General features: G+C 55.2%; 17 protein-coding genes and 1 pseudogene. 12 read left to right on the plus strand and 6 right to left on the minus strand.

Going from position 1 to position 14243, the window contains the following annotated elements:
- Nucleotides 1–163: 163 nt before the first annotated feature.
- The gene (locus tag RLEG4DRAFT_RS25105) at nucleotides 164–589 is read left to right on the plus strand and encodes a putative phage abortive infection protein (protein ID WP_171898237.1); all 426 of its coding nucleotides are present in this window, start codon (nucleotides 164–166) and stop codon (nucleotides 587–589) included.
- A 125-nt stretch (nucleotides 590–714) separates the two neighbouring features.
- Here the strand turns inward: RLEG4DRAFT_RS25105 and RLEG4DRAFT_RS25110 are convergent, their stop codons facing one another.
- Complete coding sequence (locus tag RLEG4DRAFT_RS25110) at nucleotides 715–2499, minus strand: DGQHR domain-containing protein (RefSeq protein ID WP_003581003.1); 1785 nt, start codon at nucleotides 2497–2499, stop codon at nucleotides 715–717.
- Nucleotide 2500: 1 nt separating this feature from the next.
- Nucleotides 2501–3451, minus strand: a complete 951-nt coding sequence (locus RLEG4DRAFT_RS25115) for a DNA-methyltransferase (protein ID WP_003581004.1) — start codon at nucleotides 3449–3451, stop codon at nucleotides 2501–2503.
- Between the two features lie 869 nt (nucleotides 3452–4320).
- Between RLEG4DRAFT_RS25115 and RLEG4DRAFT_RS25120 the strand changes: the two genes are divergently transcribed.
- From RLEG4DRAFT_RS25120 to RLEG4DRAFT_RS25135, 4 genes and pseudogenes are all read left to right on the plus strand, one after another.
- Nucleotides 4321–5184 (plus strand): hypothetical protein, encoded by an 864-nt coding sequence (locus tag RLEG4DRAFT_RS25120; RefSeq protein WP_003581005.1) that lies wholly within the window; start codon nucleotides 4321–4323, stop codon nucleotides 5182–5184.
- Between the two features lie 136 nt (nucleotides 5185–5320).
- A pseudogene (locus tag RLEG4DRAFT_RS25125) lies at nucleotides 5321–5554 on the plus strand (tyrosine-type recombinase/integrase); the annotation flags it as partial.
- Between the two features lie 1194 nt (nucleotides 5555–6748).
- A complete protein-coding gene (locus RLEG4DRAFT_RS25130) occupies nucleotides 6749–7069 on the plus strand; it encodes a hypothetical protein (protein ID WP_245277981.1) in 321 nt (106 codons plus the stop codon).
- Between the two features lie 94 nt (nucleotides 7070–7163).
- Complete coding sequence (locus RLEG4DRAFT_RS25135) at nucleotides 7164–7451, plus strand: DUF1236 domain-containing protein (protein WP_003581007.1); 288 nt, start codon at nucleotides 7164–7166, stop codon at nucleotides 7449–7451.
- A 294-nt stretch (nucleotides 7452–7745) separates the two neighbouring features.
- Here RLEG4DRAFT_RS25135 and RLEG4DRAFT_RS25140 read toward each other — a convergent pair whose 3' ends face one another.
- Nucleotides 7746–8027 (minus strand): DUF982 domain-containing protein, encoded by a 282-nt coding sequence (locus tag RLEG4DRAFT_RS25140; RefSeq protein ID WP_003581009.1) that lies wholly within the window; start codon nucleotides 8025–8027, stop codon nucleotides 7746–7748.
- 254 nt (nucleotides 8028–8281) lie between these two features.
- Here RLEG4DRAFT_RS25140 and RLEG4DRAFT_RS25145 point away from each other — a divergent pair, with 254 nt between their 5' ends.
- The 5 genes from RLEG4DRAFT_RS25145 to RLEG4DRAFT_RS25160 all read left to right on the plus strand — a co-directional run bounded on the left by RLEG4DRAFT_RS25145 (nucleotide 8282) and on the right by RLEG4DRAFT_RS25160 (nucleotide 10749).
- The gene (locus tag RLEG4DRAFT_RS25145) at nucleotides 8282–8554 is read left to right on the plus strand and encodes a BON domain-containing protein (protein ID WP_003581011.1); all 273 of its coding nucleotides are present in this window, start codon (nucleotides 8282–8284) and stop codon (nucleotides 8552–8554) included.
- Between the two features lie 128 nt (nucleotides 8555–8682).
- Entirely contained in the window at nucleotides 8683–9078 is a 396-nt protein-coding gene (locus tag RLEG4DRAFT_RS25150; protein WP_003581013.1) for a DUF1236 domain-containing protein, read from the plus strand.
- A 98-nt stretch (nucleotides 9079–9176) separates the two neighbouring features.
- Nucleotides 9177–9974, plus strand: a complete 798-nt coding sequence (locus RLEG4DRAFT_RS25155) for a DUF1236 domain-containing protein (protein WP_003581015.1) — start codon at nucleotides 9177–9179, stop codon at nucleotides 9972–9974.
- 51 nt (nucleotides 9975–10025) lie between these two features.
- Nucleotides 10026–10178: a hypothetical protein gene (locus RLEG4DRAFT_RS41000; RefSeq protein WP_003581016.1), complete on the plus strand. Its 153-nt coding sequence runs from the start codon at nucleotides 10026–10028 to the stop codon at nucleotides 10176–10178.
- Nucleotides 10179–10539: 361 nt separating this feature from the next.
- A complete protein-coding gene (locus tag RLEG4DRAFT_RS25160; RefSeq protein ID WP_003581018.1) occupies nucleotides 10540–10749 on the plus strand; it encodes a hypothetical protein in 210 nt (69 codons plus the stop codon).
- A gap of 315 nt (nucleotides 10750–11064) precedes the next feature.
- Here RLEG4DRAFT_RS25160 and RLEG4DRAFT_RS25165 read toward each other — a convergent pair whose 3' ends face one another.
- The gene (locus RLEG4DRAFT_RS25165; RefSeq protein ID WP_003581019.1) at nucleotides 11065–11259 is read right to left on the minus strand and encodes a hypothetical protein; all 195 of its coding nucleotides are present in this window, start codon (nucleotides 11257–11259) and stop codon (nucleotides 11065–11067) included.
- A gap of 63 nt (nucleotides 11260–11322) precedes the next feature.
- Here RLEG4DRAFT_RS25165 and RLEG4DRAFT_RS40375 point away from each other — a divergent pair, with 63 nt between their 5' ends.
- Nucleotides 11323–11658 carry a hypothetical protein gene (locus RLEG4DRAFT_RS40375; RefSeq protein WP_125869657.1) on the plus strand — a complete coding sequence of 112 codons (336 nt, stop codon included), beginning with the start codon at nucleotides 11323–11325 and terminating at the stop codon, nucleotides 11656–11658.
- A gap of 42 nt (nucleotides 11659–11700) precedes the next feature.
- Here RLEG4DRAFT_RS40375 and RLEG4DRAFT_RS25170 read toward each other — a convergent pair whose 3' ends face one another.
- Nucleotides 11701–12003 (minus strand): hypothetical protein, encoded by a 303-nt coding sequence (locus tag RLEG4DRAFT_RS25170; protein WP_003581022.1) that lies wholly within the window; start codon nucleotides 12001–12003, stop codon nucleotides 11701–11703.
- 56 nt (nucleotides 12004–12059) lie between these two features.
- On the minus strand, nucleotides 12060–13031 hold the full coding sequence (locus RLEG4DRAFT_RS25175) for an IS110 family transposase (RefSeq protein WP_003581023.1): 972 nt from the start codon (nucleotides 13029–13031) through the stop codon (nucleotides 12060–12062).
- A 743-nt stretch (nucleotides 13032–13774) separates the two neighbouring features.
- Between RLEG4DRAFT_RS25175 and RLEG4DRAFT_RS25180 the strand changes: the two genes are divergently transcribed.
- On the plus strand, nucleotides 13775–14243 hold a 469-nt coding region (locus RLEG4DRAFT_RS25180; protein ID WP_003581024.1), incomplete at its 3' end, for a DUF1697 domain-containing protein.

The following is a 14243-nucleotide window of genomic DNA, read 5'->3' on the forward strand; positions in this document are numbered from 1 at the left end:
GAATCCGCCAGTTCCTCGTCGATGAACAATGCGATCCCGAGATGATCGAGCGCGTCATGGCAGATGAGCTAAGCCGCAAGTCCTAAACCGCGCCTCGTAGACGCAAAAAATGCATTCGCCGGACGCTCACAACAAGATTGCCGCGTCGTCGGAACGATCAAAGGTGCAGACTGAAGCAGCAGCATTTCGAACGGCAATGTATGAGCTGCGTTACTTGGTTAGAACCAGAACGACTGCCACCCGAAGGACTCAAGCTCAACTAGAGAAGTTGTATCGGCTCGGTATTCACGCCCGGTTCGAAAGCACCTTCGGGCCCTATTTCCGTATCGTCTACACCATCCTACGTCGCATAAAAGACGACAAGGTTCTGACCGAGCCCGAGAAGATCCAGTACAGCAACCTGCTTCGTAGCCAGTTGACGTCGCATGAGTTGGCTCTGGCCGGGTTTAACGGACTCATGCCACAAGCAAATGACTTTGATGCGCTCCTAACAGAGTTTCACATGCTGAAATATCTACCTAACGGCATCGCACGTAGAGCATTAGAAGAGGTGTACGACCCAACCGCCTTTGCTCCTAGAGATGATTGATAGCTAGTCGCTCAGCCTCCCAGCAGATGTGAGATACCATTGACAGCGGCATTTCCTTACTGCTGCTGAAATCCCAGCACACCGGGCTTAAATAGCATTGGGAGAGAGCTAGATGATCCCAGCCATTATTCTTCCGCTGCGCCCTTAGCGATGCCGAAGAAATCTAGCGCAAGCTGCTGTCCCAGTTGATTGTAACGGTTCGATCCGAAGCCGCTAAAATCAAAGTCTTCTATACCGGAAAGCTTGTCACGGTATTCATCAAAGGACATTAGCGCTCCGCTACCACATATTCGTCGCAGGCAGTGGAATAGGCCGTTCACTATCACCGTAGTCAACATCCGGTCGCCCATACTCTTGTCCGCAGTCCAACGTGAGGAAACATACGATCGCACCGCCCCGGTGAATGTGTTTATTTCTTTCACACAGAACTCTGCGAACTCGACGACGACGGCCTCATCAATGCTGGGATCTACACCACCTTTAACCAGCAGATCCCTATTCGGGGACTGCCAGACATTAAAAAGGCCATCTATCGCGTGAGGTCGAACCAGCGGTGTTATACCATACGACACAACAGTAGCCGTTTTCACCTTGGGGCCCTCCGAAAACGCCGTCGCGAAATGATCGGAGAATGGCCCCCTGTTGTTTAGCTCCCGTAAAACCCGCCGCGCAATTGACTGCACAGCAAAGGGTCGCAAGATTACCCCTATCTCCTGGATGAGTTCCGGCTTCACCTTGCTCTGGTTGGTGTTGATTTGAAGGAACAAGCCCGCCGAGAACCGATCTCGCGCCAATTCGCCAGTATTCTCAGGGAATATGATTCCAGTGACTAAAAGGTTTTGCTGTGCCCGTAGCACAGCCATCTGAGACTCGTTCGAGCCGCCCTCGTAGTAAGAAAAGACACGATGCTGTCCGTCGATTATACCTATGGAGTTAAAATCCACCGGCAGTTCGACCTTGGATAGCTGAACGGACTTAATTTTATCAGTTTCCACCTGCTTGTTAGACAGGTCCAAGACCTTCGTACTTTCTGGCAGCGTCACGATGATGTTGTTGATAGCAACCCCTCTCTTATCGAGAAGGTGCTTGCGCAAGCTTTCTATTTTTTTCCGCCCGAGTAGCCTCTGGTAGATGTTGTTGTTCTCGCGCCAACTGTCCCGTCTCAAGACGTATGCACGCTGTATAAGCTCACCCGCGCTGACGTAGAATGATACCACCTTGTATCCAGCAGGAAAGTGGGACTGCGATTCAGGAAGAACCGATCCATTGAAGTTTGCGCTGGAGGAACTTGCGGACAGGATACTCTTCGAAAACTCACTTGCTTTAACGCCTAGATAGCCAAGCATCTCCCACTTGGCAGATGTTTTGATAGTTTCGGCAAGGTTCTTAAAGTAACGAAGATAGGGATAGTCGAGAAAGTATACGTTTTGTACATGCGCCTTGATGGATGATTTTAGGTTGTTCAAAGACGCATAAACAATCTTCACCTGAAAATGATGATCCTGATAAAGCGGATCAACAACAGAACTGAAATCGCCAAAATTTTCTCGGACGTATTCAACGAATTCAGCAGGATATTGATTGATGTAGTCGAAAACTATCTTCTTATTGACAAGATGTCCGGACACATGATCTTCGCCGTGCGCGGTGTGCTCAACTAAGACAAGAACATTATCGAGCAAAAACACATCATCAAAATCACATTCCCGTCCTTTGAACTGGAACTTCTTACTCGACATCCCCGATATGTGCTTGAAACCAAAAGCTGTGAACGCATCCTTGATTGAACGGATATGCTGTTTGGTCCTCAGATTTGCTTTGCGCTGAGCAGGCGTTAGCTTCGGCTTCTTTGGCGCAGTCTTCTTTGAGGCAGGTTTCTTGCCGCCCTTCCCCCCTCCTTTCTTCACCATGTCAACCGACCTTCGCTTCCCACTCGAAAGGCACCCGAGCCACCTTGTCTTTAGGGTTCGGCCGCTGGACTGCCTTCCCACTAGGCCTCATCGGGAGCACACCATTCTCAAAAGCCTCCAAGCGCTCTTCGGCAATTGCTAGAAAAGGCCCATCCCGGTCTATCCCCGTCGCAACGCGACCGTGTTTCTTAGCAGCTATAAGGCTCGCGCCGGTCCCTACGAAGGGATCGAGAACCGCGTCGCCGGGATTCGTGAAGGCAAGCACGCATCGCTCAGCAAGTTCGATGGGGAACTGACAGGGGTGGCTCGTCTTTTCGGGGTGACTGGCTTTGACATTAGGCAAATCCCAAACAGGGTTTGCCATGAAGTCTCGCTCTGCGGAGAACTCCCAGTAGTCCGACGGGTTCTTACCCAGCGGATTACCACTCGGTTTTCCGGCCTTCTCGGCACCTTTTTTCTGGACGTGCCTTTTCCCAGGATAAAGCTGCGGGATCCTGACTGGATCTAGATTGAACACATAATCATCAGACTTCGTGAACCAAAGCATGGTCTCGTACCGTCCCGAGAACCGCTTGTCGTAATTCAGGCCAAAGTTAAACCGCCAAATGATCCTGTTTCTGAGTTTGAACCCCAGTTCAGCGAAAATTCGGTAGAATATTATATCGAGTGGTACGTACTCATTGTTTCGAACGAAACTTCCAACCTGCCAGCAAATACTGCCGTTATCAGAGAGAAGACCTTTCAGGCCCTTCACAACACTGAATTGCCACTCAGAATACTCATCAAGTGTTCGCTTACTATCCCGCTCGTACACTTTGCCTATATTATAAGGAGGAGATGAAACGATTAGCTGATAAGACCGTCCCTCCAAGCTCTCCAAACTATCTACAACATCACCGCATATAAGCTCGCTTGTACCAATCTGCGTGCTGCGAAAGTTCTCTATGCTCATGGTTCTCTGCAATTCGAATCAGTGACTGTCGATATGATGCTTTGTCCTCGTTCTAAGGACAATGCTTGCGAGGCTGCAAACACAACTCAGGCAGGCAATTGTTGTGATGTGCGGCACTTATGAACCTATTCAATTTCGGCAGCGCCAACCATCAGCCTTTGACTGCAACCGAGCCATCAGCGTCGCAAATGAATGTCATCGAAGCTGCGTTCCCACCCGTTCCAACCGAGAACCCTTTCGGCAGATGATCGATGGTAGTGGATTGATCCCGCATAAAAGCCCATCCATCCTCTTGCGATACCTCGACCTCACCAGAGTTACCGCATGCTGGACACTTGATCGCTATCGTCCATCTATCTCGCGCTCCCATCAGATCCTCCATCGTTGTATGATTGGGATGCCACAATCACAGCTTTGGATGCCGCTACGCAAGTAGCAAGCTCCGAGCTAAGCGCTACGAAATAGTTTGTAGTTGTCCGAGGACCGCCTATGTGTCAGATGGGTATACACAAAAGGGGGACATCGTGTCCCCCTAGCCATCCCTGAAAGACCGCTTTCTAAGGGTTTTGAGCGATGGTGGGCGCTCCCTCCGGGCCCACCAAAATATCTATATTTCAAAGGGGTTTAGCTGGGGTTAGCCAAGGCGATGTTCCCGCTATTTTCCGTTTTTGGTGGCTAACCGTTGACTGTAGTCCGGTGTAGCCGGACGCGAAAATCGGGGATTTTGACACCGACTTCCGGAATTATGAATATTCCCGAAAACTTCCTTGAAGACGTTTAGGGTGCCAAATCCTCGCGCGTCCTCGTGGACATGGCGACGAAGATCAGCTTCGATAAGGCAAAATACACAAGCAGCGAAAGGCCTTTCCTTGAGCAACTATGAACTCCAAACACGGCTTAATCGAGCTTCATTATCGAGCGCAAACGCGCAGCAGGATCTGGCGACCATCCTGCTCGCGCTAAGGGCTACAGCAGCTCAAGACTGGATTATCAAAGAAGTGGGGGATCTTATCGCGCATCGTTTTGACAAAGACGTCGGTGCAATATCGAGCAATGTGCAATCACTTGTTCTAGCCTTTAACTTTTTTAAAGGCCTCTTTGACAGAACGCTTTCACCAGCAGAAATAGCGGCAGGACTTGCTCACTTAGTAGACCGCTTGGAACCCATCTGCGAGGCAGCCCTTGGAATGCCTCACGCGAAAGCAAAATCCCGGATAGCCCACATCGGGCGAAAAGTTTCCGGTCACAATGGTATTGTGGTGCTCTTTAAATATCCGCTCAACTCGACCGACGAAGGCTTAGTTCGAAGCTTATTCTCGGTCGACTATGGCGGCGAGCTTTTTAACGAAAACGAGCTCTATGGGCAGTTCCTGTCAGCATGCCGGGCTAGAGACTTGGACACGCGGATTTGCGAATCCAGCTCCCACTTGAAGCGGATGCTGACCCTATACGTCATATCGCTTTTCCACGGCCTGACGATTAAAGCTGGCGATATCTCATGCGGGCTGATGGGCGGGCATGAAACCCCGCCGGGACAGACCAGATCGATAGCGGTATTCGCGCATTACATTTGGGACGGCATCCCTTGCTATCTTCCCGTTTTCCGGACGTACACCTCTCCGGAGGGTAACTGTGATTCCACTCTGATGTACTTGGAAGGGAATTTGGATTTCTGGGAAGCTTTCCCACTAGAAATTTCTCCACATGGGATCCTGCAACTCTTGGAACCGTGATCTGATCCGGAGGCAAACGAGGCGGAGAGCCCCGACGTAGCTGACGCAGGCCCTGACAAGCGATCTCGAGCCCAAGCTGAAATGCTCTTCGTGTGGGGCGAAGGCAGGCAGGCTGCTCTTCGGGTATTACGTGGGCTGGACGCATAGCGCCAAGATGCCCAAGGGCTGCACTTTGCACGGACTCAGGAAGACGCTGGGGAAATTGCTCGCGGAGACCGGCGCGACGACGCGCCAGCTTATGGAAACGCTCGGGCATGACGATATCGAGCATGCGGAGCTGTACAGCCGAGCGGCAGAGCAAGAGCGCTTGGCGAAGGATGCGATGACGAGACTAACGAGAAAAATGCAGCCTAGAAAGCCGCGTGGCTAACCGGTTGGCTAACCCCAATGGCGAACCCATATGCAGGCTGTTGATTTCGTTGCGATAGTTCAGGCCCTCCGGGCCCACCATCAATTTTTGCAAGCTCTTGTTTTTTCCTGCCTATCTTCCATTTTCAAGACCCCCCTTTCCAACGCTGGCCTCGCCAGGTGGGACGCTTTTGTTCTCGTTCCGGTCCAGCAGAAGCAGTTGCGCTCGCCCCGGCGAACTTCTTGCGGCGAGCAGCACGGGAATACAAATCTGCCTGCGGACTCGTGGTTCAACCGAAGATGGCCTTCAGTTGGTCGCAAGTGGCGCCGTTCATCTGGCCCACTGGCAAGTGGGTGACATCTGTTGCCGGCTTCTCCGGTGGACACATGACACCGCCCGGCCAAAGTAGCTGATCGGGGTCTTCGCTCTTTATATTTGGACGGGCATCAACTGCTATATTGCGGTTTTCAGAACTTATACCTCGCGGAAAGGCAAATTCGGCAAATCTTTCTATTTCTGCGGGACAGAATTGACTTTTGAGATCTTATCCACTCGAACTTTCTAAAGATGGGATTTTGAAGTTCTTAGAACGAACGGCTGCGCGCATGAGGCAGGATGTCCTTTACTCGTGAGCTCCCCAATAAAAGTCTGGCGCTCACGGCAAATCTCCCAAAAAATCACGATTGTCTTTTGGCGCTATTTCGATCATCTCGACGTGCTGGGGATATTCACTTGCGGACAAGTCAGCGAAAACGCCCAGAACCATCGGAGATAATTCGCTTTGAAACTTTTTGCATGGCTTTCCTGGGTGAATTGTTCGAATGAATGGACGCCTTTCCCTTCCGAAGAAAAAGGAAACCTTGGCGGCATAGTCATGCGACGGCGTGGTAAGAAATTTCTATTGGTTGAAACTCGTATGCCGACACTGGATGAACAATGTGAAGCACAGCTCTACTACGCCATACGTTAGGCGGCTGGCTGCGGGTTACCATAAAGAGCATCAGCATAGGCGTGGTCGCACTAACGTCGCGAGCGTCATGCCGGTTGTCGAATAGCTGGGCAGTTGGCTGGCCTGATCCGGCGAAATGCCGTATTGCACGAACATATCGCTATTCAGGGCGGTCCTGCCCCACTTCCAGCCGTTCGCCCGCAAGGCGGTCTGCTTCTTTTTGCCGTGGAAAGCGCCGGGACGATGCGGACTCCGCATTCGGACTGATGGCGCGCGACATCAAGGACAGACGTGGCGCCTTCATCCTGCGCTCAGGCTCGATGGTAGAAACTAAAGTATCTTCTTGGGGGGTGTTCACCATGACCAGAGATGATTTCGCTGCGATCGATGCACCATTGCAGAACGAAGATATTGTGATCTGCAAAAGGGTCTTCGATCATATTGGCGCCACCGGGCACATAACGGGCGGCGACGCCTGCGACGAGCTCGCAACCCAGATTATCTACTTCTATCAGCATGGCGTCACGAACGAAGACAGCTTGGAACAGCTACTCGCGGGGGTTGCCAACAAACAAAGGCGGACGTGAGTATTCAAATGTGCCCGCAGGCATTTGGTGTAGCGGCGGAACGATATCTTATTGGCAACGTTGTGCCCGGACACCCAAGGTCCTGGAGGATAACATGAAAATACTGCTCATCTCTGCCGCGTCGCTGTTTCTGTCACTCGGCGGAGCGGCGGTCGCGCAGACTACGACGGTCGTTGTTCCTGGCGAGGTCAAAACCTACGTCTTGAAACAGGAAACGCCATCCGTCACGTTTGAAGGTGACGTTGCAGTCGGCACGGCGCTTCCTGACACGGTCGAGATCCACACAATCCCCGATCAACCTGATTACGGTTATGTGGTCATCAACAAAAAGCGTGTGCTCGTCAATCCGAAGACGCGCGCGGTAATCGAAGTCGTCCAATAATTTGAAAGAATCGCGGGCCTGCTTCCAAAGCCCGCGATTTCTCTATCATTCCACCTTCACCGCATTCGGTCCCGTTCGCTCGGAGCGCAGGAGCTGAAGTCAGCGTGGCATCCACCGCAGTCAAGCCGCATCAGGTGACGTGGTAACCGCGGGGATTCCTTTGGATCACCTGCTTTGCGATTTTCGTCCGGTGCCAGAGATCGCCGGCGTCAAAGAATGCCGCAATCGAACTACGGAGGCCTCGATCCCCGGTATTCCTTGCGGCTGCCGCGCCGGCTTAATCGGGGCAGCCCGTCAGTGGACGACGGCAATCACGGGTATTCCGGCTTCCTCCGCAGCGCATATAAGTGCGGCACGCGCTGTCTTTGCGGGGATATTGCCTTGAATGGCATCCAGGCAGGTTTTCACGGCCGCAATGTATTCCTTGCCGTCGTCTGTCGGCCATGCCGCGACAAGGGCTTCGGCAACCTCGCCAAGTAATCGGATCAGCCTATGCTTTTCCTGACCGCTCATCACAAGCATAAGAGGGGCGAAATCTTCGCTTCTATGCCAATCCACTATACCGCCCGTTTGCATGGATAGCCGCCCTTTATTCCCGAGAGCCGCCCAACATGGATCGACAATACTTCACCGGGGAGGTTCTGACTGGAGATCAGGGCTACACGACCAAACCTCCCCGGTGTCCTTTCAACAAGGATGCGGAAAATCTAAGCCGGATCGCGCTGAGGGGAAGACGGACCTAAGTCGGACTGGCGACCCCAGAACCCGCTTCTCATATTAGGTTTGAGGCAACATGACGGTCCGTGGAGGGGACGGAACAGGAGGACGATATGAAGTTCGGTTCCGACAACACCAACCATGAAGAGCGCTGCTCCCAAGGCCATAGTTCAGCGTCGACCATCGCGACGATCAAAGCGGCCCTTTCCGCTGATCAGGATATCGACAGCAGTGCCATCGAGATCAGGATGCTCGGCCCTGTGGTCCTGCTCGAGGGTTACATAACAAACGCCGCAGACCGCGAAAAAGCCATCTCGCTTGCGGGGATGATCGTCGGCCACGAGAACGTCCAGGATCGGATGCTGAGCCGCTTCCCCACGCAATAATGATATCCAAATGGGGTTAGGACCAAGGTCGGGCTAGGCCCCGGCATCAAGTCTTAGCTTTGGAACAGTTCCTCTATTCGACGGTTTGGCTCCCAGCGGAACCAACCGCATCCAAAGAGGAAAAACAAATGAATATCAAAGTTGTAGGCATTGCAGTGGGTATCCTGCTGGCATCGACATCCGCCTTTGCGCAGTCATCGACGGTGACAGGCGCCGTTGGTGGAGCTGCAACGGGCGCGATCGTCGGTGGCCCGGTCGGTGCGGCTGTCGGCGGCATTGTCGGCGGCGTGGCAGGTAGCGTTGTTGATCCGCCGCCGCAGCAGGTGGTGACCTATGTTCAGCAGGCCCCGGCCCCGACCGAACGCGTCGTGGTGAAGGAGAAGCTCGTCGTCGGACAGCCCCTGCCGGAGACCGTCGTCGTAACGCCAATTCCCGATGATCCGAAATATGCATATGCGATCGTCAACGATCAGCGTGTGATCGTCGAACCTTCCTCGCGGAAGGTCATCCAGGTCATCCAGTGACCGACGGGCGGCTCCAGCCGCCCCCTCCCAACCATGAGAGCCCGTCTGCACCGCATAGGATGCGCGGGCATCGTATGTCCAAATCTCGGAGATCGATCATGAAAAGCAACCATCTCGCCATGCTCGTGGCAGCAATGTCACTGAGCGTGTCCCCACTTGCAACATTGCCGGCGGCGGCCCAGCAGGACACAAAGAGCAGCGGCCAGACACAGTCTGGCACGGAAGCCGGCTCGCAGGCGGGCTCCGCCAAGACCGGCACCGACTGCACCCCCGACGCGTCGGGAGCCTGCCCAGGCAAGGGCCAGTCATCTCAGCAGAAATCCGGTCAAGGCTCGGAGATGAAAAAGAGTGCCGAGCAGCCTTGGACCGATGGCTCGACGAGCGGAAGTGCGTCCGGCAAGACGTCGACAGAAACCAAACCTGCATCGAAAGATGCCAGCGGTGGCACCACGACAGAACAGAAGCCCGCCGCCAAGTCCGGCACCACGGATAGCAGCGGCTCGGCCACCACAGGCACGAAGAGCACCACGCAAAGCGGCGATGCGTCGAAGCAATCGACCGATCAGAATGCGACAACAACAAACAAAAGCTCTGCTGAAACCAACGTCAACAATAACACGACGAACACCAAGTCCAACGTCAACATCTCGGTCGAGCAGCAGACGGAAATTCGAACGGTGGTGAAGGAGGTCCATGTTGCGCCTGTGAAGGAAGTCGACTTCACCGTCTCCGTCGGTACGACGATCCCGAAGAAGGTCCGACTTGAACGGCTGCCGACGCGCATTGTGAAGATCGTTCCGCAGTATGAAGGCTACCGCTTCTTCATCCTTGCGGATGGCAGGATCGTCATCGTCGATCCCGATGCTCTCACGATTGCCTACATCATCGAGGCCTAACTCGCGTTTCCCGGCGGTGTCTTATGCGCCGCCGGGCCGCAGGAGCAATCAATGATCTACCATGAAGATAAGCCGTCCGGCACTGCCTTTCCCATCATCGTCATCCTGATTGCCATGGTCGCTATTGTCGGCAGCCTGGCACTGTCATCAGGCCATCCAACGTCGGCTCGGGTCTGGATTCCTGTTACTTCGGCAGGGCCTTGATTTCATTTTAATATGCTCAACGCAGAGATCGCCTAGGTTCGGTTGAGGCGCTTGGTCATCGTGGCGAGGTTCGCGACAATAAGGGAGACGACTCGAACCTTACGGGTCTTATGTCGATGTGGGGGTTCGGGCTCCCGGATTTATGGTTCAGGATCAGGTCTTCGCAACAACAACTATGTGCCACGGTTGCCAACGATCGGCCGGTGCAGATTTGGCGAGAATGATCTGAAGCATGGGGTTCGTGCAGCGCTTTGCGGATTGAAGCACCCGTGATCGACGCGGTCGTCGAGCCACCTGCCTTTCGATCGAAGTTGTGGTACTGTTTGATGGATGTCGTTGTTCTCGGGAGGGGTAGCAATTCATGGTCGTGCACAGGGATATGACTAGCGACGAATGGAAGTGGCTTGTGCGCCTTTGCCAACACGAAGCGGATAGAATTCCCAAAGAAATCGAAGCGCGGTTTACCGAACTTGGTCTGATCGGGCCGGATGGTCTTTCGGACAATGCCAGGATTTTGGTTCAAAATGAACTGCTGGCAGAGCGGCGGAACAGACTGCAAGGGCTTCACTGACTGACTGCTTTGGGCCAAGCCCAAAGCAGCGATATCGATTGCGAGACATTCCAAGCTGGAGATCCGATGACCTCGGCGGCGGCGTATTCTGGAGTGGCGATTTCGATGGCTCAAATGGAAGAAGTGGAGTCGCGGCCGCAGACAGCTGGTCGCAATCACCCACCGCAATCTGGAGGCATGGAAGTTCCGTTCGCTCGGGTTCAGGAAAGCCAGTCATGGATTGGGTCAGGGACGATGTTGGGGCGACCATCGGCTCCCGCGCGATGACAGCAACCTGCTGACGTCCCACGGCATCGTGCTGATCAGCCCTCTTTTCTAATAACTACAAGAGCGCCCATCGCTCGGCCTGAACCCGGCTCCACAGGCTGGATTGAGCGGCTGGCTCTCGTAATGGTAATAACCGCCGCCGATCGACGAAGTCTGATCGGGGCTGGTCGACGTGCAGGCCGAAGTGATCGTGGCAAGGCCGATCAGCGTTCCGGTCGCGATAAATGCGAAAAATCGGTTCATCTGAGCTTCTCCTTCGGAGGGCCTAGCTTTGGCCCAAGCGGCCAATCTACCACGCCAAAGCGAATGCAGGCATTGATCGATGATAATCGACTACTCCAGGTGGCCTCTCGTAACGCTAAAGTGATCGCCTTTCAGCCCTCTTTTCAAGCCCATGCACTGTCACATAACTGTCATGCAAAATTGCCCATTGTTATAGCAGCCTGGGCAAAATACATGCTGCCGGCTAACAAAAATAAGAATGAGTGTACTGCCATGAATGCCCTGCATAAACTTTTCAACCGCAACCTCCTGACCCGTTTCGTGACCGGTCTCGGTGCGGTTCCGCAGCGTTTTCGCGACGCCCGCGAAGAGCGCAAGCCTGCGATCCATCCGTCCTTCATGGATGATTTCGGCGCTTAAATCAGCAATATGTTCGCCGGCTGCCGGGTGAGGCAAACGACCTCATCCTGGCTGGCGCGCGCCTTCAGTTGACTTCGGGCACTGCCGGTCGCCCCAGCTGGTCGCCATCCTATTGTAGAGCGCGAGCTGGCGCATATCGTTGCAGCGGTTGATGTTTTGGCCGATATATTGTGCGCAGTCGCTGGCACATCCTGAACCGAGCCCGTGGCCCGTCCTAGACGATCCCATCGACGCCCAACAGGAAATAGGACAGCCGGTTATTCTCAAAAAGTTGCCGACCAAGCCGGCGAAATTCGTGCCGTCCCGGGTCTTGGCGGCCGGCGCCATCTGCTGGTAGATCGTCATGCCGTTCCACCGGCGTCTAATAAAGCGTCACCCCCAACTTCCCTCACCAAGTCAGTTTATGCGGGCGCGAGCATTAATTCATTTTGCTGCTGCAAGGCGTCTCTGACCCGGGCGTTTGCGATGGTGATGATCTTGCGCATGATGGCGGTGAGCGCGACGCGCTTTGGTTTTGCGGCCTTGAGCAGCGCCTGATAGGCTGTGGCGAGCGGACTATTGCCACGGCAGGCGGCGAGAGCAGCGATGAAGAGCGCCGGACGGATCTGGCGTCGCCCGCCGGTGGTGCTGCGGTGCCAGCTGGCCTTGCCACTGTCTTTGGGATGCGGAGCCACACCGGCGAGGCTTGCGACCTGGCGGCGGTTGAGGGTGCCGAGTTCGGGCATGACGGCCAAGAGCAGCGGCACCAGAACCGGTCCGATGCCCGGCACCGACCGCAATGATTTAGCCCGCAGTTCCAGATCGCGGCTTTCGCTAATCAGGGTGTCGATCTCTGCGTTGAGCGCTTCGATATGGCGCTCCAGTTCGCAAAGATGGGCGCGGATATTATCGGCGATCAGACTGCTGCGCGGGGCTTTCAGGCGGTTTTGCTCCTGCACCCGCATGGCGACGAGGTCGAGACGGCGGGCGACGAGCAGCTCGAGCTTCTGCTGGGTCGGAGCGGTCGGCTGCCAGCGCAGCAGCATCGCGGCCCGGTCGCGGCCATAGCGGGACAGCCAGCGGGCGTCGATCGCGTCGTTCTTGGCGCGCTTGCCGAAGGATTTGATATAGGCCTTGACCTTGGCGGGATCGGCGCGATGGGCCTGGATGGCCAATTCCAGGAGCACGCCGAGCACGGTATCTTCATGGCCGCCGGTGGCCTCGCACACGGCGAGCGTAGCGCTGCCTTGATACGGTTCTAAGGCGGCACGCAGCGCGTCGGCCTCGTTGGCAATGGTCAGGCAGCGGCGGGTGCAGCTGTCGAACAGGGTCACGGTATCGCAGGAAACGTCCAGGCCGAGGATGGACTGGATTTCATCGGATTCTGCCATCATAATTGGGCTCCATGCTTCGAAATTGTCTGCGGGCGTGTCCTTCGGATAGCCCATTCAAGTCAGCAAGCGATGCGAAGCTGGTGCGGCAAAAGTCCCTTCATGAGGTCGGTCGTTGACACCTATTCCTGTACGGGCGCTTTGTCGCGCGAGCCCCGGGATGGCCATCCCGGGGCTCGATCCAGCTTCCCCTGCAGTAAAGCATAGATTTGAGAGACAATTCCTGTGGCCTCAGGGCCTTGCCCGAGGGATGTCACAGGAATCCAGTGCGCCCAGGTTCCCTGGGCGCGGGAGACGCCTTGCCTGGTAAGAGTCATTCACCGCGCAGACGCGCGGTGGCTGGATTCCTGTGACGGGCACAGGAATGAGGGAGGAGAGGTGGGTGCGAACGCCCCGAGCCCAAAGCGAAGGGCCGGGATAGGGTGCGGCAGGCTCGACGCCATACCTTGCCGCAAGTTCGACATCGCTGTGGTGTCGCGAAGCATGCCTCTCTCGTTCCCGCGACGGGCATAGGAATGACAGAAGTGAAGATGTGCCGTGGCCGCCCCCCTCTGCCCTGCCGGGCATCTCCCCCACAGGTGGGGAGATTGGCTGGGCGCACTGGCTTCCCCAAACAACTACCGACAGCCCTGCGAAACGGTAGAGTGGCGTGAGGGTTTAGCCACTTGTGATCTCCCCACCTGTGGGGGAGATGCCCGGCAGGGCAGAGGGGGGTATCCCACGGCACACCATCCAAGGAGACAGAAATGCCCGTCTACATCGCCTTGCTTCGCGCGGTAAACGTCGGCGGCACCGGCGCCTTGCCGATGGCGGAACTGAAGGCGATCTGCGGACAACTCGGCTTTACCGATGTGAAAACCTACATCCAGAGCGGCAATGTGCTGTTCCGCTCGAATGAGAAAGAAAAGGCAGTCGAGGAAAAGCTCGATGAGGCGCTCGGCAAGAAGATGGGCAAGCGGCCGGGCGTGATGGTGCGGACCAGCAAGGAACTCGACGCCATTGTCGCCAATGCGCCCTTCCCCGACGCCAAGCCGAATTTCCTGCTCGTCTATTTTCTTCCCGAAAAGCCGCCCGCAGATGCGCTTGATAAAATGGTGGCGCCCGATGGCGAAGAGGCGAAGCTCGCGACCCGCGAAATCTACGTGCATTATCCCAATGGTTCCGGCCGCTCGAAGTTGAAGCTGCCGGCGCTGAAGCCCGGGACCTCACGCAATC

Source organism: Rhizobium leguminosarum bv. trifolii WSM2297 (assembly GCF_000271845.1).